The 18,097-nt window shown below is 45.0% G+C and carries 25 protein-coding genes and 1 tRNA gene; 15 read left to right on the top strand and 11 right to left on the bottom strand.

Features of this window, described 5'->3' with window-relative positions; genetic code table 11:
• Positions 1-170 precede the first annotated feature (170 nt).
• The 14 genes from ACT6R0_RS03185 to ACT6R0_RS03120 all read left to right on the top strand — a co-directional run bounded on the left by ACT6R0_RS03185 (position 171) and on the right by ACT6R0_RS03120 (position 11,594).
• A complete protein-coding gene (locus tag ACT6R0_RS03185; RefSeq protein ID WP_444651228.1) occupies positions 171-809 on the top strand; it encodes a peroxiredoxin in 639 nt (212 codons plus the stop codon).
• Positions 810-834: 25 nt separating this feature from the next.
• A complete protein-coding gene (locus ACT6R0_RS03180; protein ID WP_444652311.1) occupies positions 835-1,149 on the top strand; it encodes a thioredoxin family protein in 315 nt (104 codons plus the stop codon).
• Entirely contained in the window at positions 1,130-1,390 is a 261-nt protein-coding gene (locus ACT6R0_RS03175) for a DUF6952 family protein (protein WP_265174915.1), read from the top strand. The genes ACT6R0_RS03180 and ACT6R0_RS03175 overlap by 20 nt, the downstream gene beginning before the upstream one ends.
• Before the next feature lie 110 nt (positions 1,391-1,500).
• Positions 1,501-2,325 carry a prolyl oligopeptidase family serine peptidase gene (locus ACT6R0_RS03170; RefSeq protein ID WP_444651226.1) on the top strand — a complete coding sequence of 275 codons (825 nt, stop codon included), beginning with the start codon at positions 1,501-1,503 and terminating at the stop codon, positions 2,323-2,325.
• Positions 2,325-2,885, top strand: a complete 561-nt coding sequence (locus tag ACT6R0_RS03165; protein ID WP_444651224.1) for a helix-turn-helix domain-containing protein — start codon at positions 2,325-2,327, stop codon at positions 2,883-2,885. Before ACT6R0_RS03170 ends, ACT6R0_RS03165 begins: the two co-directional genes overlap by 1 nt.
• Before the next feature lie 143 nt (positions 2,886-3,028).
• Complete coding sequence (locus ACT6R0_RS03160) at positions 3,029-3,778, top strand: heavy-metal-associated domain-containing protein (protein WP_444651222.1); 750 nt, start codon at positions 3,029-3,031, stop codon at positions 3,776-3,778.
• 149 nt (positions 3,779-3,927) lie between these two features.
• Entirely contained in the window at positions 3,928-4,434 is a 507-nt protein-coding gene (tpx, locus tag ACT6R0_RS03155; RefSeq protein ID WP_444651220.1) for a thiol peroxidase, read from the top strand.
• A 57-nt stretch (positions 4,435-4,491) separates the two neighbouring features.
• Positions 4,492-4,992: a thiol peroxidase gene (gene tpx / locus ACT6R0_RS03150; protein WP_444651219.1), complete on the top strand. Its 501-nt coding sequence runs from the start codon at positions 4,492-4,494 to the stop codon at positions 4,990-4,992.
• Entirely contained in the window at positions 4,992-5,366 is a 375-nt protein-coding gene (locus ACT6R0_RS03145; protein ID WP_444651218.1) for a diacylglycerol kinase, read from the top strand. Before tpx (ACT6R0_RS03150) ends, ACT6R0_RS03145 begins: the two co-directional genes overlap by 1 nt.
• Positions 5,367-5,573: 207 nt before the next feature.
• Positions 5,574-8,087, top strand: coding sequence for a DNA translocase FtsK (locus ACT6R0_RS03140; protein ID WP_444651216.1), 2,514 nt, complete (start codon positions 5,574-5,576; stop codon positions 8,085-8,087).
• Positions 8,088-8,089: 2 nt separating this feature from the next.
• Positions 8,090-8,740: a LolA family protein gene (locus ACT6R0_RS03135; protein ID WP_444651215.1), complete on the top strand. Its 651-nt coding sequence runs from the start codon at positions 8,090-8,092 to the stop codon at positions 8,738-8,740.
• 6 nt (positions 8,741-8,746) lie between these two features.
• Positions 8,747-10,222 (top strand): LptF/LptG family permease, encoded by a 1,476-nt coding sequence (locus tag ACT6R0_RS03130; RefSeq protein ID WP_444651214.1) that lies wholly within the window; start codon positions 8,747-8,749, stop codon positions 10,220-10,222.
• The gene (gene ribB / locus ACT6R0_RS03125; protein ID WP_444651212.1) at positions 10,215-11,363 is read left to right on the top strand and encodes a 3,4-dihydroxy-2-butanone-4-phosphate synthase; all 1,149 of its coding nucleotides are present in this window, start codon (positions 10,215-10,217) and stop codon (positions 11,361-11,363) included. Before ACT6R0_RS03130 ends, ribB begins: the two co-directional genes overlap by 8 nt.
• A gap of 146 nt (positions 11,364-11,509) precedes the next feature.
• A tRNA-Ser gene (locus ACT6R0_RS03120) sits at positions 11,510-11,594 on the top strand.
• 50 nt (positions 11,595-11,644) lie between these two features.
• On the opposite strand, the gene ACT6R0_RS03115 is transcribed toward ACT6R0_RS03120, so the two are convergent.
• The 7 genes from ACT6R0_RS03115 to ACT6R0_RS03085 form a co-directional block, all read right to left on the bottom strand.
• Positions 11,645-12,280 (bottom strand): DUF6549 family protein, encoded by a 636-nt coding sequence (locus tag ACT6R0_RS03115; protein ID WP_444651210.1) that lies wholly within the window; start codon positions 12,278-12,280, stop codon positions 11,645-11,647.
• A complete protein-coding gene (locus tag ACT6R0_RS03110) occupies positions 12,277-12,936 on the bottom strand; it encodes a peptidoglycan-binding protein (RefSeq protein WP_444651208.1) in 660 nt (219 codons plus the stop codon). The genes ACT6R0_RS03115 and ACT6R0_RS03110 overlap by 4 nt, the downstream gene beginning before the upstream one ends.
• Complete coding sequence (locus ACT6R0_RS03105; protein ID WP_444651206.1) at positions 12,912-13,175, bottom strand: hypothetical protein; 264 nt, start codon at positions 13,173-13,175, stop codon at positions 12,912-12,914. The genes ACT6R0_RS03110 and ACT6R0_RS03105 overlap by 25 nt, the downstream gene beginning before the upstream one ends.
• Before the next feature lies 1 nt (position 13,176).
• A complete protein-coding gene (locus ACT6R0_RS03100) occupies positions 13,177-13,416 on the bottom strand; it encodes a hypothetical protein (RefSeq protein WP_444651204.1) in 240 nt (79 codons plus the stop codon).
• 60 nt (positions 13,417-13,476) lie between these two features.
• A complete protein-coding gene (locus ACT6R0_RS03095; RefSeq protein ID WP_444651202.1) occupies positions 13,477-13,884 on the bottom strand; it encodes a hypothetical protein in 408 nt (135 codons plus the stop codon).
• 337 nt (positions 13,885-14,221) lie between these two features.
• Positions 14,222-14,464, bottom strand: coding sequence for a hypothetical protein (locus tag ACT6R0_RS03090; RefSeq protein WP_444651200.1), 243 nt, complete (start codon positions 14,462-14,464; stop codon positions 14,222-14,224).
• The gene (locus ACT6R0_RS03085) at positions 14,461-14,703 is read right to left on the bottom strand and encodes a hypothetical protein (protein ID WP_444651199.1); all 243 of its coding nucleotides are present in this window, start codon (positions 14,701-14,703) and stop codon (positions 14,461-14,463) included. The genes ACT6R0_RS03090 and ACT6R0_RS03085 overlap by 4 nt, the downstream gene beginning before the upstream one ends.
• A gap of 90 nt (positions 14,704-14,793) precedes the next feature.
• Here ACT6R0_RS03085 and ACT6R0_RS03080 point away from each other — a divergent pair, with 90 nt between their 5' ends.
• On the top strand, positions 14,794-15,588 hold the full coding sequence (locus ACT6R0_RS03080; protein WP_444651197.1) for a hypothetical protein: 795 nt from the start codon (positions 14,794-14,796) through the stop codon (positions 15,586-15,588).
• 36 nt (positions 15,589-15,624) lie between these two features.
• Here the strand turns inward: ACT6R0_RS03080 and ACT6R0_RS03075 are convergent, their stop codons facing one another.
• The 4 genes from ACT6R0_RS03075 to ACT6R0_RS03060 form a co-directional block, all read right to left on the bottom strand.
• On the bottom strand, positions 15,625-15,879 hold the full coding sequence (locus tag ACT6R0_RS03075; protein WP_444651195.1) for a hypothetical protein: 255 nt from the start codon (positions 15,877-15,879) through the stop codon (positions 15,625-15,627).
• Between the two features lie 8 nt (positions 15,880-15,887).
• Positions 15,888-17,084: a phage terminase large subunit gene (locus tag ACT6R0_RS03070; RefSeq protein ID WP_444651193.1), complete on the bottom strand. Its 1,197-nt coding sequence runs from the start codon at positions 17,082-17,084 to the stop codon at positions 15,888-15,890.
• Positions 17,068-17,589, bottom strand: coding sequence for a hypothetical protein (locus tag ACT6R0_RS03065; RefSeq protein WP_444651192.1), 522 nt, complete (start codon positions 17,587-17,589; stop codon positions 17,068-17,070). Before ACT6R0_RS03065 ends, ACT6R0_RS03070 begins: the two co-directional genes overlap by 17 nt.
• Positions 17,590-17,732: 143 nt before the next feature.
• The gene (locus tag ACT6R0_RS03060) at positions 17,733-18,083 is read right to left on the bottom strand and encodes a hypothetical protein (RefSeq protein ID WP_444651190.1); all 351 of its coding nucleotides are present in this window, start codon (positions 18,081-18,083) and stop codon (positions 17,733-17,735) included.
• Between the last annotated feature and the right edge of the window lie 14 nt (positions 18,084-18,097).

The raw sequence follows: 18,097 nt of genomic DNA, 5'->3' as shown, positions 1-18,097 counted from the left end.
AAAAAAATTTGCTGATAATTTGGTTATTTCTTAAAAATTTGTTAATTACAATATAGATAGGATCTTTCTATACTGCCATAAGTAATAACAATGAGCGTTATCTATAAACAAAAGCTATCTAAAGTATATTTGCAATAGAGAATTAATTAATCATTAAATAATACAGCAATATGTCATTAGTAGGAAAAAAATTCCCAAATATTTCGGTAGACGCAATGTCTGAAATGGGCGATAACCTGAGCATCAATATTTTCGAAGAAGCAGTTAATAACAACAAGAAAGTACTTTTGTTTTGGTATCCTAAAGATTTTACATTTGTTTGCCCAACGGAGCTTCACGCTTTCCAGGCCGCCCTTGGTGAGTTTGAAAAAAGGAATACTATAGTAATAGGTGCTTCATGTGATACGAACGAAGTTCACTTCGCATGGCTTAACACTGCAAAAGACAATGGCGGGATCGAAGGCGTTACCTACCCTATCCTTGCCGATACCAACAGGAACCTTGCCAACATACTTGGTATCCTGGATATCGAATCTACAGAATACAGCGAAGAGACTGACTCGGTTATCCTTACAGGCTCTAACGTTACTTACCGTGCTACTTACCTTGTAGACGAGACCGGCAAGATCTTCCACGAAAGTGTGAACGATATGCCACTTGGCCGTAATGTTGCCGAATACCTTAGGCTTATCGATGCTTACACGCACGTACAGACAAAAGGCGAGGTTTGCCCGGCTAACTGGGAAGAAGGAAAAGACGCCATGACTGCCGACAGGAAAGGCGTTGCGTCATACCTTGCCTCAAACTAATTATTAACTAAACACCTTACCCATGATGTTACAGGAACTGGAAAGAGATAATTTAGCGGAGATCGTTGCCGGTGAACCGGTGGTAGTGGTGCAATATTCGGCAGGCTGGTGCGGCAACTGCAGGATCATGAAGCCTAAATTCAAAAAAATGGCTTCGGAGAATGAAAATGTCACGTTTGTGATCGCCGATGCCGAAAATTTCCCTGAATCGAGGAAGCTTGCCAAAGTTGACAACCTGCCTACCTTTGCCGTTTTCAGGAAAGGGCAGCTGGTAAACCAGGTACAAACGAATAAAGTAGAAATCTTAACCGACTTAGTCAATGAAGTTACCAGTAATTAAGCACTTAACGCAGTTCATAGAGGACAACGACCAGGATTACATCATCGAGACGCTCGAAGTTCTTGAAGCGCTTACCGAAGTGCCTTCGCTGAAGGATGAAGAGCTGGATGTGGTCGGGGAGCTCATCTCCAATATGTATGGCGCGCTGGAGGTAAACAAAATGATAAAGGAAGGCATGACAAAAAAGGAAGCGCTGAACGCATTCATGATGCGCGTACTGGGTGCCATAGATAAAGAATAATTTTTCATGATCGGGTTTGAATTGAAAAACGCCTCCGGATAACGGGGGCGTTTTTTTGTTTTGCTACCGTCAGGCAAATGTGATACTTTAGTAGCTAAATATTCCATAACATGAAAAGTGCAATCCTTTCTATACTTACCTTCATCACTTTTACGGCAAACTGCCTTGCCCAGAAAGACCTCATCAACCTGGCGTATGGTGACCACGCGCAACAGACACTCGACCTTTTCCTTCCAAAAAATTTCGATGAGAAAACACCTGTGATTATAATGATACACGGCGGTGCATGGATGATGGGTGGTAAGGAATATACAGATAAGACTTCCAAAGACCTGAGGGATCGAGGTTTTATTGTGGCCAACATCGACTACCGGTACGTGAGCGAAACAGTACACTGCAAAGACCTGCTGGAAGATGTGGATAATGCTGTAGCGTATGTGCAAAAAGAAGGCAATAAGTACGGCTACAATACAATAGAGGTACACATGGCCGGCATAAGCGCCGGCGGGCATTTGTCTTTGCTATATGGATATACTACAAAAAGAATTGTGAAATCGATAAACGCGATATGCCCTCCGACAGAACTAGATGAAGTCGAAATGATCAATCATTTAAAAAAAGTAAAACTTGATCCGGTAGTAGAGCTATTGGCAGATGCGAAATATAAGCCGGAAGGCATGCAGGACGAAAAATTCACACTGGTTAGTCCTTGCCACCGCATTACACGGATACCGACTTTGTTAATTCATGGGGACAATGATCATTTGGTACCGTATCAACAGTCACTATCACTCTATATGTTCCTTCAGGAAAGGAATGTTCGATCAAAGTTACTGACCATGAAGGGCAAAGACCATGATGCCGGAATGAATGACCCTATTACGGAACAACAGGCACTGAATGCTATAACCGAGTGGGTAAAAACACACAATTGATGAAACTATATATCAAAAATATGGTTTGCCCACGCTGTATTACAGCGGTATGCAACGAACTGGAGAACTCCGGCATTACAGTGCTGTCTGTTGAATTGGGCGAAGCGGAAATAAAGAACGAGCTTACACCTGAAGAAGTCGGCCATACCGAACGATCCCTGCAGGCACTGGGTTTTGAACTTATCGGCGACCGCAAAAGCCGCATTATAGAGCAGATAAAGACAGAAATAGTATACCTCATCCACCATTCAGGAGAAATACTCAGCACCAACCTTTCGGTCTGGCTGGCCGATAAGCTGCATTACGAGTACACCTACCTGAGCAACCTCTTCTCTGAAGTGGAAGGTACGACCATTGAGAAATACCATATTGCCCAGCGCATCGAAAAAGTAAAGGAACTGCTGGTATATGACGAGCTATCTTTAGCCGAGATTGCCGATAAGCTTGGTTACAGCAGCGCGGCGTACCTCTCCTCGCAATTTAAAAAGGTGACAGGCCTTACCCCTACTTTTTACAGATCGATAAAGGAGAACAAGCGCAGGAAGATCGATGAGTTATAAGGTGATATACATCTGTATGAGATCAGCGCGAATAGCTTCATCGCTTACCCGTTCTGTAAAAGTCATAGCTATTTCCAAAAATTGCATAACCCCATATTGATCGTTTATAGCGAACTTTGTAGTATAATTTAAATACGACAAAAATGCGACATACCTATAAAATTTCCGGGATGACCTGCGACGGCTGTTCCGCTAAAGTTAGCTTCCTCCTTAAAAAAGTGCCAGACGTGGCTGATGTGGCGATCGACCTCGAAAAGGGCACCGCCGATGTGACTATGCATAGCCACATCCCTACCCCAACACTTCAGGATGCATTGAAGGACTATCCCAAATACCAGCTCACAGGCCACGAGCACGGGCATGAACCCGTATTAGATGTTTTTGGCAACCCGCCTGAAGAGGAAAAAAGAAGCTGGGCAGAAACTTATAAGCCAATATTACTGCTGTTTGGCTACATTACCGTAGTATCCCTGATCGCCGGATATTCTACGGAAAGTTTCAGCCTGATGCTGTTTATGAGGGTATTCATGGCGGGATTCTTCCTGGCGTTCTCCTTCTTCAAGATGCTCAATCTGAAAGCCTTTGCCGAAAGCTATGCCATGTATGATGTGGTAGCGATGAAATTCCCTGCATGGGGCTATGTGTATGCTTTTATCGAATTGGCACTCGGCATCGCCTTTGCGCTCGAATTTGAGCCGGTATACACCAATTCCTTTACAGCTGTGGTAATGTCGGTAAGCCTTATCGGAGTGTTGCAGAGCGTGTTAAACAAAAAGACGATACAATGCGCCTGCCTGGGCGCAGTGTTCAACCTGCCTATGAGCACCGTGACCATCATCGAGGATGGGCTGATGATCGCGATGAGCCTGGGGATGCTGGCGATGTATATTTAGCATTTGATAATGAGCGCAGGTAAATGAATAATTCGCAACAAAGAGAACCGCACCCTATATAGAAAGCGCTCTTTGATTAATGATAATGCAGGAAATTGGTTTTTGCTTTGATAAATCCCTACTTTTGTGTTTCTGTAAAAAAACACATAATGGCTAACATCACATTAGGCGGAAACCCTATAACAACTATTGGCGAGCTGCCTGCGATCGGCACAAAAGCCCCTGACTTTACCCTTGTAAAAGGCGACCTTTCAAAAGCATCTTTGGCCGAGTTTAAAGGCAGCAAGCTGGTACTGAACATCTTCCCGAGCATTGACACGGGAACATGCGCAACATCGGTTCGCAAATTCAACGAAAAAGCTGCTTCTCTTGAAAATACAAAAGTATTATGTATATCGCGCGATACACCATTTGCCCTGAACCGTTTTTGCGGCGCTGAAGGCCTTGCCGATGTCATGACCCTGTCAGACCATAAAGATGGAAGCTTTGGAAGATCGTACGGGCTTATCATCACTTCGGGACCGCTTGAAGGTTTCCTTTCGCGTTCTGTGATCGTGCTTGATGCTGAAGGCAATATAACGTATACAGAGCAAGTCCCTGATATTAAGGACGAACCTGATTATGAAGCAGCACTTAACAGCTTAGAGAACAATTAACTTGCAAATTTGATAAGTAATCGTACATTTGCAAAAAACTACTAAAATTTTGTTAAAATGGCAGACATCACTCTATTTGGAGACCCGATACGAACGTGGGGCGAACTACCGGAAATAGGTACTACAGCACCTGGTTTTACCCTTGTTACCAACGATCTTGAAACCGTATCCCTTTCGGATTTTAAAGGAGTTAACCTTATCATTAACATCTTCCCGAGCATAGATACCAGCACCTGCGCATTGTCGGTAAGGCGTTTCAATGAAAAAGGCACCGGCCTGGAAAACACGAAGATCCTTTGCGTATCGCGCGACCTTCCATTCGCACAGGGCCGTTTTTGTGCTGCTGAAGGCCTTGAGAACGTAGTTACCCTTTCAGACTACAGGAACGATAACTTTGGTGAGAACTATGGCGTAATGATCAATGGCAGCAAGCTTTCCGGGCTGCACTCGAGGGCTATCGTGGTCATTGATGAAAATGGCATTGTAAAATATACGGAGCAGGTGGCCGAACTTAAGGACGAGCCGGACTATGACAAAGCGCTTGCCGCACTCAACTAATGAAAGACAACAGGTTTGTAAAAGGAAGGCTGAAAAGCCTCGGTTATTCGGTTAAAGGTGCCTACAAGCTCATAACGAGCGAACACAGCATCATGGTGCAGTTTTTTTTGGGTATTGCCATGACCATTGCCGGATTTTTCTTTACTATATCCGCTACCGAATGGATGCTGCAGATATTTGCCATAGGGCTGGTGCTGGCAATTGAGGGCGCCAACACCGCCGTAGAGAAGATATGCGATTTCATCCACCCCGATTACCACGAGAGGATCGGGTTCATAAAAGACATTGCTTCGGGCGCCGTATGTTTTGCGGCGCTGGCAGCGATAGCGGTAGGCACGATAATTTATTACCCAAAAGTAGCTTTGCTTTTTTAGTTCGCGAATAAGGTAATTTAACCACACAAGTACTTATTTTTAAATATCCTGCTACACAGCCGCTCCATGCGGCGCAAAGCCTGAAGCTTCGCTTTAATATGTTTGCAGGCACCAATGAATGGGTAAAAAAACTATGTACGTGTGTGGTTATTTTTTTAGCCAGTTAGTAAATTTATTGATATTTTTACGGTCAGGAAAAATACATAAATGGCAAAAAGCAAAAAAGAGACCGGCACAGCAGCAAAACCTTCGACCGAAAAAAAGAAATGGGGATTTTCCCGCCAGCATAAGGTATTGCTGGGTGTGCTTTTTTTCCTCTTCTCCATAGCATTGCTGCTATCGTTCATTTCTTATTTCCTCTATTGGGATGCCGACCAAAGCGGGCTCTCGTCATTTGGCAACAGGCAGGAATCAGTAAACAACTGGCTGGGCAAATTTGGCGCATGGCTTGCCAACCTCTTTTTATACGATGGTTTTGGCGTAGCTTCGTTCATCCTGATACGCTTCTTTTTCCTGATGGGTGCCTACCTTGTATTGGACCTTCCCATAGGGAAATTAAAAAAGACCTTATTCTGGGACCTTTACCTTGTGGTGATCGTTTGCGTCATGTTCGGGTTTTTCAACAACTACCTTCCTGAACTTGGCGGTGTGATCGGGTATGAAATGAACCTTTTCATGCAGGATTACCTTGCCAGTACCGGGACTTTACTGGTGCTGATCTTCGGGTTGTTCCTGTTCCTTATCTTCCGTGTGAAAATGTCGCCCGATGCCATCAAATTATTCTTTGAGAAAAGGCGTAAAGAGATCGAGGAAGAATTGGAAGACGAACCACAGCCTGTGGCAGATACCGCTAACATCCCTACACCTGAAGCCGCTCCCTACTCAATAACCGACAGCCCGGCACATCAGGATAAAAGTGCACCAGCCAACGAGGAAGATGAGGAAGAACCTGAAATGGTCTTAAGGACCGTTCCGCCAACCCCTCCTGCTCCATCGCAGTTCGAGGTCAACCGCGAGGCGCTGAAGCCAACCATTGAGCATTCATCCGAACTTAACCTGGATCCGGCCGTTAAGCCAAAGATCGTGGAGCCTACAACCTCATTCCACGAAGTCATTGAAACGGATGATGAAAGCTTTGTTATCGAGAAGTTTGCCGAGGAAGATGTTGTTGAGGAGAACCTTGCCGCACGCCTTGTCAAAGATTTTGGCGAATTTGACCCTACGCTGGAGCTTTCCAATTACCAGTTCCCATCGATAGAATTGCTAAAGGATTATGCATCGGGTGGGATCACCATTAACCAGGAAGAACTGGAAGATAACAAGAACCGCATTGTTGAAACGCTTCGCAACTACAAGATCGACATCGCGCAGATAAAGGCGACCGTAGGCCCGAGCGTTACATTATACGAGATCGTGCCGGAAGCCGGTATACGCATTTCCAAGATCAAAAGCCTTGAAGATGACATTGCACTGTCGCTGGCAGCACTGGGCATCCGTATCATTGCGCCCATACCGGGTAAGGGAACGATCGGTATAGAAGTTCCCAACCAAAATCCTACGACCGTTTCGATGAAGTCGGTCATAGGCTCACCGAAATTCCAGACGGCCGAAATGGAACTGCCTATAGCCTTGGGCAAGACTATTTCGAATGAAACCTTTGTGGTAGACCTTGCCAAAATGCCGCACCTTTTAATGGCGGGAGCTACGGGACAGGGTAAATCGGTAGGCCTCAATGCAGTACTAACCTCGCTCCTGTACAAAAAGCACCCCGCGGAAGTAAAATTCGTACTTGTTGACCCAAAAAAGGTGGAACTTACACTGTTCAATAAAATCGAAAGGCATTATCTTGCAAAACTGCCTGACGGCGGCGATGCCATCATTACAGATAATACTAAAGTAATTAATACGCTTAATTCACTTTGCGTGGAGATGGACAACCGTTACAACCTGCTGAAGGATGCATCGGTAAGGAATATTAAGGAATATAATGAGAAATTCCGCCACAGGAAACTGAACCCGGAAAATGGCCACCGTTTCCTCCCATACATCGTTTTGGTCGTGGATGAATTTGCCGACCTCATCATGACCGCCGGTAAGGAAGTAGAGACCCCTATCGCGCGTTTGGCGCAATTGGCAAGGGCTATAGGCATTCACCTGATCATTGCCACACAAAGGCCATCGGTTAACGTAATAACTGGTATTATCAAGGCTAACTTCCCGGCAAGGATAGCTTTTAGGGTTACATCGAAAATTGACTCCAGAACTATTTTGGACAGTCAGGGAGCCGACCAGCTGATAGGACGCGGTGATTTATTGTACACGCAGGGCAATGACCTTGTAAGGGTGCAGTGTGCCTTTGTGGATACACCTGAAGTGGAAAGGATAACAGAATTCATAGGCTCGCAAAAGGCTTATCCTGAGGCTTATTTGCTGCCTGAATACTATGGTGAGGAAAGTGGCATCAATCTTGATATAGACATATCTGAAAGAGACTCAATGTTCAGGGATGCGGCAGAAGTGATCGTTACGGCCCAGCAGGGATCGGCATCATTACTGCAGCGAAAGTTAAAACTGGGTTACAACCGCGCCGGAAGGCTCATCGATCAGATGGAGGCGGCTGGTATCGTTGGCCCGTTCGAAGGCAGTAAAGCCCGCAGCGTTCTTATCCCCGACCTTGTGTCCCTTGAGCAATTTTTTAAAAACGAAGAAAACAATCTTTAGACATGCAAAGGATCATCAGGGTAATTGCGCTTTTTTTACTAATCGTCTCCATGCCGGCCCAGGCGCAGGATGCTGCCAAGGCTAAAGTGCTGCTCGACCAGGTAAGTGCGAAAGTGAAAAGCTACCAGAACATCACTATTGATTTTAAATTCTCCGTAAGCAACCCTAAGAAAAACCTCAACCAGGAAAGTAAAGGCACTGTTGTACAAAAAGGCAACCAGTACGTGTTGAACTTTATGGGAATGACCCGCATATTCGATGGCAAGAAAGTTTATAATATTGTTCCTGAGGACGAAGAGATCTCTATCTCAAAATATGATGATGAGAAGTCGGATGAACTAACGCCGTCTAAAATGCTTACATTTTTTAGTTCAGGTTACAAATACTCGTGGGACATACTCCAGAATGTTAAAGGCAGGAAAATACAGTATGTAAAGCTGAACCCGCTTGACACGAAAGATGCTACTAAAGAAGTATTAATAGGTGTTGATACCCAAACTAAGCACATTTACAATTATATCAGGACCGACAAGGATGGTACGAAAACCATCATTACTATAAATTCTTTCAAAACAAACCAGCCTTTGTCAAAAAATCACTTTACCTTTACCGAAAGTAAATATCCCAATTACTATATTAATAGATTAGATTAATTTCCGGTGAAGATACTAGACCGCTACATCCTTACCTCATTCATTAAGACCTTCGCGTCGGTATTCGTCATCCTGTTCTTTATCTTTATTTTACAGGCGATATGGCTGTTCATTGCCGAACTTGCCGGCAAGGACCTGGACGCGGGGATCATTGCCAAATTCCTTGTTTTTTACGCACCTAAGGTGGTACCGCTTGTATTGCCGCTTTCGATATTGCTGGCTTCCATCATGACTTTTGGCAACTTCGCCGAAAATTATGAATTTGCCGCCATGAAATCGTCGGGCATATCGCTGAGCCGTGCCATGCGCAGCCTTATGATATTTATTTTCGGGCTGAGCATCGTAGCTTTTTTCTTTGCCAACGACATCATTCCAAAAGCCGAATACAAATTCATCAACCTGAGGGCCAACATTGTAAAGCGCAAGCCTGCGATGGCCATTGTAGAAGGCCAGTTCAACTCGATTGGCAGCTACAACATAAAGGTAGATAAAAAATCGGGCGAGAATGGCGAGAAGCTTACCGGGGTGACCATACACAAAAGAATACCCGGCAATCTCAATGCAACGATCATTCGCTCTAAAAAAGGCCTACTGAAAAGCAGCGAAACCTCTAACGTTTTGCAACTGGAACTATTTGACGGCTATTATTATGAAGATGTTGCAGCGAAAAACCCTGCTGACCGGAAAAAGATGCCTTTCGCAAAGAGCAGCTTTACCAAACAGATCATGAACATTGACCTGAGTATGCTGAACAATGCCAGTACGGATGAGGAACAGATCGCGCAGACCAACAATATGCTTAATCTTAGCGAACTGACTTACACACTTGATTCGCTTGAAAATAATTACACCCGCGAGGCAAAGAACATCGCGCAAAATATCACGCAGAGGCCAAATAATATTTTGACGGCAACAAAGCCGTTGATCAACCTGCCCGGAAAGGACTCTGTTCCTGCCGTTAAAAAAGACAGTCTACCCGCAAAACTTATCGACCTTGTTGCATCTAAAGATGATAAGGCCCGTATACTGGATATTGCAGCTTCAAGTGTTAAAAGCACAGAAAGTGTGCTCGAATCGGGTAAAGGCAGCCTGTTCGAAAGGATAAAGGCTATTAACAGCCACTGGCTCGCATTTTATGACAAGTTCGTAATTGCCTATGCCTGCCTTCTCATGTTTTTCATTGGCGCACCACTGGGGGCTATCATCCGCAAGGGCGGATTAGGGCTTCCTATCGTGTTTGCCGTACTTATATTCATAACATTCCACTTTATAAATACCTTTGGCAAAAAGCTGGCACAGGAGAACGGCATTACGCCATTCCTGGGCTCGTGGATGTCATCGTTCGTACTCACACCACTTGCTATATTCCTTACCTATAGGGCGACGAACGACATGAACGTGACCATCAATTGGGATCCTTTGGTGGTACCTATACAAAAGGTATTCAATAAAGTATTTAAAATTAAACCTAAAAATGCTTAATATAATCGCTGAAGACCGTATACAGCTCAACACCATAGAAGAAGCGATCGAAGACATCCGCCAGGGTAAGATCATCATTGTGGTAGATGATGAAGACCGCGAGAATGAAGGTGATTTTCTTGCCGCTGCCGATAAAGTCACACCTGAAATGATCAACTTCATGGCTACCCATGGCAGGGGGCTTATATGTACACCACTGACCGAAAAACGCTGCAAGGAACTCGAACTTAATGTAATGGTCGTTCGTAATACCGACTCGATGCAAACCGCATTTACCGTATCGGTCGATCTTCTCGGCAACGGGGTTACCACAGGAATTTCAGCCCATGACAGGTCAAAGACCGTAGAAGCGCTGATGGATCCGAACCTCAAGCCGGATGACCTTGCAAGGCCGGGACATATTTTCCCACTTATAGCAAAAGAAGGAGGCGTATTGAGACGTACAGGCCATACGGAGGCAGCTATCGACTTTGCAAGACTTGCCGGATCTAAGCCTGCCGGAGTGATCTGTGAAATAATGAATGAAGACGGCAGCATGGCAAGATTACCGGAACTCTATGAGGTGGCTAAGAAATTTGACCTTAAGCTTGTTTCGATAGAAGATCTTGTGGCCTACAGGATGCAGCACGACAGCCTTATCCAGAAAAAAGAAGACTTTGAGATGGAAACGCGTTTTGGTACGTTCAGGCTGAGGGCGTATGTACAAACGACTAACAAGCAGGTCCACATTGCGTTGACGAAAGGCAGCTGGAACATTGGTGACCCTGTGCTTACCAGGATCAACTCCACACAGGTAAACAACGATATTTTAGGCACGCTTACCAGTAATGCCGACAGGAAGCTGGACAATATGTTCAGGCGTATCAATGAAGAAGGTAAGGGTGCGATACTCTTCATCAACCAGGAAGTTTCCCCTTCTGAACTTCTCACCCGCATTAAGGAACTGAAGGAGCAGCAGGCTGAGAACGGTCTATGCAAGGCCCCGCAGATAAAAATGGACGAAAGGGATTTTGGGATCGGTGCCCAGATACTGCATGATATTGATATTTGCAACATACGCCTTCTGACCAATTCGGGCCAAACAAGGCGCGTTGGAATGATAGGATATGGCCTTGAAATAACCGAATACGTAGAATTTTAAAAATATTTCGGCACCTAAATTAAAGGTAATTAAATATTTAGAGATCATTACTAAATAATTTAGCAATTAAGTTAAATTTGTTTTTGGAAAATCGGAAAAGGTTGCTATATTTGCAACCGCAATGAGGAAATGATTTGCGACTTATTGGAGAAATGGCAGAGTGGTCGATTGCGGCAGTCTTGAAAACTGTTGACTGTAACAGGTCCGGGGGTTCGAATCCCTCTTTCTCCGCTAAATGAAAAGCACTGATATTATCAGTGCTTTTTTGTTCCCAGCAACTGCTACTTGGCAATGACGAATCCCCCCACAGCCCCTATCGCTACCCATACATACCATTTGCGGTACCAGGGGGAAGGGATAGTGACTTCGATAGCCGCGGCATTTGTAACGGCCATATGCGGATTTGAGAGCGTAATGTCCGTTTTGAGCGTCTCCTTCCCCAAAAACCACTTTCGCTTTGCCCCGGTAATTATATTGGCAGAAGTCCATGTTTTGAACGAATCGATCTGAATGCCTGTTTGATCTGATCTATAGTTGAATTTATACCAATCATTCGCAATACTTCCGTTACGATCAAAAATGCACGGCACGTTATCGGCATAGGCTATCCTGATGGTGTCGAATTCTGTGACTGTCCTGAATTTCACAGCCGAACTTATTCTTGAGAACTCTTTAGAAAGTGCCTGGAGTTCCTTATCTTTTTCGAGAATGATATCCTTCAGTTGCGACTTATCAAATTGTAACGTACGAATGCTTGCTGTTCGCTGACCCAAGCTATTGAAGTAATAATCGATAGTATCTGTAAGCGCACCATAATTTTGTACTGCCACAGTTGCATTCCGCCTACACTGCGTCACAGCAACGAACAGCAATGCTAAGAGCACTATGATGATCGACGGGTAAATTAGCTTTTTCATCTTGTCATCAGGTTATAATAATATTTAAATTTATTTTCTACATCCTTCAATCCGATGTATCCTCCATTGACAGCCTTTCGAATGGCTTTTATGTCTGCCGAAGTTTTACCCTTCATTTTATTCCATAGCTTATTTGCCGTGAAATAGAACAGGGCACTTTCCCAAAAGTATTTTATAGCAACTAAATCGGGATTGCTTAAAATTTCTGCATCATCAATAAAGCTAGCGAAAAGGCGATAATTGTCCTTCCCTGTAAGTTGAAGCGCCCCCCGCCCCCGGTATTTCCAGCCATCTCCTGAAGATCCACTTCCATTACCCATACGGTTCGCATAGACGTTATTGGCTATCTTTTCAGGATTTCCCGCAAGAGATAATGCAAGTGCATTAGGTTTGCCTGTAACCGGGTTTTTATAGCGTTTGGGCCAGGTATTAGCAAGGGTTGCGGCGCTATAGTTAAGGTTTTCGGTGTCGGCAATAAAGCCGCCAGACTCATGATGTACGTTCGCTAACAGGTGCACCAACTGCAAATTAGTTAGCAACCCAAAAACTTCCATCATCTTCTGGAGGGTTTTAATTCCAATAACGCCATCTTCTTTAAGCCCATTTTTTTTCTGGAATTCAGTTATGTGATTCATGACCCGTTTCTCGTTGGGCAATTATCACAAGTTTGCCTGTATTTTTCAACTGTAGCCCTCAGCATGAATACTTCATGCTTCAGTTGCCCGATCTCTGTTTTCATGTCGGAAACCAAGTCTTTATAAAACTGCCGCCAGGCATTATCCGCATCGACTTCGGCCTTCCTGATGCCAGCTTTGCGTAACCTACCCGCGGCAAACCACGCGTAAGCACCTCCTGCACTTACGAGGTAATTTATAATTTCAGCTATTGGTGGCATGTTATTCTTCCTGTATTTCGACGCCAAACATTTTTGAAAGGCCATAAATTATGGCATCGAGTGATTTTATCCCGAGCATTAGCTCATACTTTATTTCTTCAGCAAAAAGGTTGGTCCCTGCAATAAAAATGGTGATCGCTGAAGTGAGGACAAATGTCACCCTGAACATGTTTTTAGCCCAAAGAGGTGTTGTATTTGCAAAAGCTTTTTTTGAAAAAGCACGATGGGTTACTTTTGGCATTGTAAGTATAATTTTGAAATCTGCATAGCATAATATAAATTGATCAATCCAAAAATGTTACTAAGGAATCAATACAGTAGTTAATACCCCTGAATTACTAATGGTAGTCCTCCATCGGCTGCCATTAGGAGACCTGAGTATAATACCTTTTGCCGGATCAGTAATCTCAATATCTGCCGTTCCGGTTTTATCAGCCTTTGAATTTAGTGCTGCATGAACTGCTCCACTTGTTACGGCACTGTAGGTATCTCCGTTGGTAATTATGTTTGATATGCCAACTGGTTCATAAACTATGGCCTTAGTGGCATCCAAAATAAAAGTAGCCTGACCACCGGGTTGAATTATGAATGATGCATAATCTGCCCCTCTGAAACGAATATCATTACCTCCAGTATTTGAGTTAACGGTAAAGGGTACAGTCCCGCTGTTTATAATAGTATATGACCTTCCTTTGTTGGTCGTGTTCAAAGCTGGTAATGTACCTGTGCTTGTAGTGGAGCCGGTGAAAGAGTATACATAATTATAATTCGTTATAGCAAAGGAAGTACTTGTGGTTATAGCAACTATAGTTTGAATAACTGTCTGAAACTGGCTATCTTCGCTCTGAGAAGTAATTACTTATAAAACCAATGTATCTATGTGGTTGAATATTTATTGGGCAGCTGCCATAAAATGAAATGTGTTGTATTGAAGAATATTGTATTTTGATGCTTCATTTTTACAGTACAAAGGTACGGCGGTATTTTGGGACCTGAAGGAAACCGCTTTTTCACAAAAATTTCCTTTATTACGGGCATTCACATCGTTATTTTCCTTCCATGAAAGCAATTATGTTGTAGACGGTGCGCCTGGTTATTCCGTATTTATCGGCGACCACATCGGCGATCATGCTTTTTTCCGCCCTGCCGCTCTTTATGCCGGCATCCAACTCTTTTACATATTCTTCATAGTAAATTTTCCAATATGCAATGTGGATGGGGATCACGCCCAGGCTTACCAGCGCGGTAAGCCTGTCCCCCATTCCTCTAATAGTTTCATAGCGTGTCATAGCCATTTGTGTTTTGAGCAAATATCGTTCGAGCGTATCTTGGCGCTCAGCGGGCAGCCGCATTGGCCGCAGTAATGCCCCTGTATCTCTTTGAGCGAGTCTTTTATAAAGGCCAGCAGTTTTCCATATTTGGCCTCGGGACAGGCAGCGCAGATGGCGGCGCGCTGCTTTGCAATGCTATCTGGCACTTCGCTTTTGCTGATGTAGTTTTTCCAACCGGTGAGTATTTCTTTCAGCATAAAAAAATAGTAGCAAATATTCTTATAGTATATTACTATCGTATCAGGTTTTTATTATATTTGCTTCATTAACAATTTAATTTATACGCCATGAAAAACACCATTTTATTTTTTGCCTTACTTATTTCCGTCGCCGCTTTAGCGCAATTCCCAAGTAAAAACCCCGAACTGCTCATTGGGCATGAGGTCAAAGTGAGGCCGTTATTTGACTATGAGATACAAATAACAAATGAATATTCTAATTTTTACACCAGTAGCAAAATGCTCGCGAGCTATGTATATATGCCGGGTGGAAATGGAGCAAGGACAAGAATTGATGCTCTTCAAGGCCATACTTTTAAAGTGATCGGTGTAGAGGCTGATCGAGACGGTAGTCCTTCCTACTATAAGATCACTTTGCAGAAAAACGATGAGATCATTTACTATAAATATGGTGTATATAGCATAAGTTACCTTGAGCCTGTTAATTTCACTCTCCCCGATGACTACTATTGCAACTTTATTGAAAAGTGGGGAGATGAACCTAATATTCTTTATAATACAAGTAAATCTACAAATCGCTTTGTCCTTTACAAATATATTGATAAAGGTGAAAGTGATAATTACCAACTCAGAACGTATGTACAGATACAAGGCATGGCCCCTGAATCAGGCACTGTGACGTTCGTATTGGATAATGGTAAGAAACTATCGTACCCAAAAATTAAATTTTCATATCATGTCGGTATAGCATACAGTTCAATCGTTGACCTTAGCAAAGCCGACATTAAAGCCCTTACAGAAAGTAATATTAAAGAAGTTTACTTTGATAAATGGATGGCCGACCTTGCGCCTTACTCTGAAGAACTGAAAGGTATCCTCAAATGCCTAATAACAAAAAAATAATTTGATCAGGGCTGTCCAAAGACAGCCTTTTTTGTTTTAAAACTGTGCGCTATCCCTAACCACGGCCACTTTCCTTCCAGCATCTACAATATCCTGCACAGCCACAACGGGGGCAGGCATTGATCTGTTGGCTTCTGCGATCCTGAAAGCCAGCTCATCGAGGTTCATGCCGGGTTGCGTTATTTCCCGTGATACGATACCGCCACCCGCAAAGTAATTCGGTGCCGATGACCCTGCCGCCGGGAAGGCATTGTTGAAAGCCATGAAATGCCGTGCCGCATTACGGTTCATAACTCCTATCAGCTCACCCTGTTCGGCTTCGAACCGCGTGCCGTCGGCCCGGTAAAAAGCGTACCGCCCACGCTGTGCCTGTTCCCGCCAATGGAGAATAGTGCGCCTTTCTCTGCCTTGGGCGTTTTAGTAGAAACGATCTTCTTTACGTTCGCCAACCCGAAGCTACAGCAGCTCCCGCGGCAATATAACTGAACGGCGGTGGGTAGGCGGCCAGTGCTTTGTTTGCAGCCCAGCCCGTCTACCACGCCGCCGCCTACACCGTCTTCATCAGCTATTACTTGGCTTGCGGGGATGCTGTGCTTCAATTGTAATTCTTTTGCCCGCTTTATTATTTGGGTAATGAGCGAAATCTCCATGGCCTCCCGGGCTATGCAAAGCCACCCTTGCCATATCCGTATCACGGTGCGGTCCCTGCCTTTGCGTGCCACGTCGATGGTCATATACTTTTGTCCCGACCGTTGCAGGTGCACCGGATCGAAATAGTCGGCAATGCTGTCCCTGTCAATGAGCGCGGCAGGGTCGTCGTCATATTCCCAGTTACCATAGTACAGCCTCTCCCGGCGGTTGCTGTCGAGCCGCAGCAGCGACTGCAAATAGCCTGCGTGCAGGTGCGGGTTATCGGTTGGCAGCGACCGTACAAAACGCCGGTGCTGTTGCAGCTGCCCGTCGCGGGAGGGTTTGTAAAACTCCTTGTACACCCAGTTCTTGGCGGGATTGCAGGTTCCCAGCAGCTTTGGTGTCAGCCCATGTTCCGTAAGGCGGTAGCGTATGCGCGACTTAACCATTTGCCATGCGAGGTAGCCCACCTGGTTGCATTCGTCAATGAAAGCACCTGTGATCTCAAGCGATCCGAGGCTATCGTAGTTGGGGTCGGCCGGGTAATGGAACAGGTCCTTAAGCAATATCTGGCTACCATTTTTCCAAAGGATGACATTCTCGGCAGGCTTGTACCTGAATTGACCTGAGAGCTTTACCTCCTTTGCCACCTCAAAAAACGTGTTGAGCGTGGTCTCCTTGAGGGTCTTGAGCTTGCTGCGGCCCATCAGCCAGCGTGTGCCGGGATAGCGACCGCACATTTCCATAAGCCACAGGCATCCAAGAGCGCTCTTGCCGCCGCCAGCCGCGCCGCCATAAAGCACCTCCTCAGTACGTTTGTCTTTCAGGAAAAATACGGCGTGCTGCTGCTTAGCAAGGAGCTTCATCGCCATCGGGATCGTGGCCGGGGCCCAAATTTATGGTCACTGCGCGCGTTGGGTTATCGTCGGCTTCGTCATATTTGGCATTCCAAAGCCGGGGGTTGCGGCTACGCAGCCAGAATTGCTGCGAGCGGAAGCATGCGGGCAGGTGCTTTTCCACCTCCACCACCTCAATGCGCTCCTTTTCTACACGCTTGCCGTTATCGTCATAATATACCTCTTTGCATTTAATGGCCTGCTTAGTGGTCACGACCCTGTCGAGCGTGGCACGGTACAGCGACTCAGCCACCTCCATGTCGGCGGCGTGCTTGCCACGGGCTATGGCATCGCCAAAATCGGGATGAGCCTTCCGCCATCGGCCAATGGTCGTCGCCGACACCTTGAAGAACGACCCCAGTTCACGGTCGGTAGCGCCCAGCAGGCACAGCTTGTACGCCTGGGTGGCATATCCATCGCTGTACTGGCCCCTTCGGGTTTGGGAAACGGAAGCCTGTGCTCCGGTCTCTTTCATTGGGAATGGTTTTGGGAAATATTGGGGTGAAGCTAATCTTTAATTCGATTACCTTACAAACTATTTTTTCTTAGGGAAATACAAATGAGCCTGTTCACGCAATTCTTTCTTTGCGGGATCTCGAATAGCTTACGGGTTTTGAGCTACTCCCTCCCCATTACATACACCACCTTATCCGTTGCTTCATCCTCACGTACAGTATATACTTCCTGCAGCTTATAGCCGTAAGGACTAAAAAAGTTAAGGATATGGGCAACAGAGTTGAACTCCATGGGCTTTCCTTCGTCGTTCTTCACATATCTTTCAGAGGCTGCGGTGAAGCCTTTAACAGGCTGCCCGTAGTCGACCATAGCCCTTAGCCTGCTTGAAAAAAGCTTGCCTTCGATCATGATCTCGATGTATTTGGAATCAAGGCTTTCAAGGGGTCTGCCATTGATGTTCTGTGCATTTGCAAAAGCCGAAAGGAACAGTAAGCAGGGTAAAAGTATTTTCATGGTGTAAGGTTTTA

This window comes from Flavobacterium sp., assembly GCF_052437795.1.
Classification (GTDB): Bacteria; Bacteroidota; Bacteroidia; order Flavobacteriales; family Flavobacteriaceae; genus Flavobacterium.
Note: the sequence above shows the minus strand (reverse complement) of the source record. Positions and strands in the feature narration are given on the sequence as shown.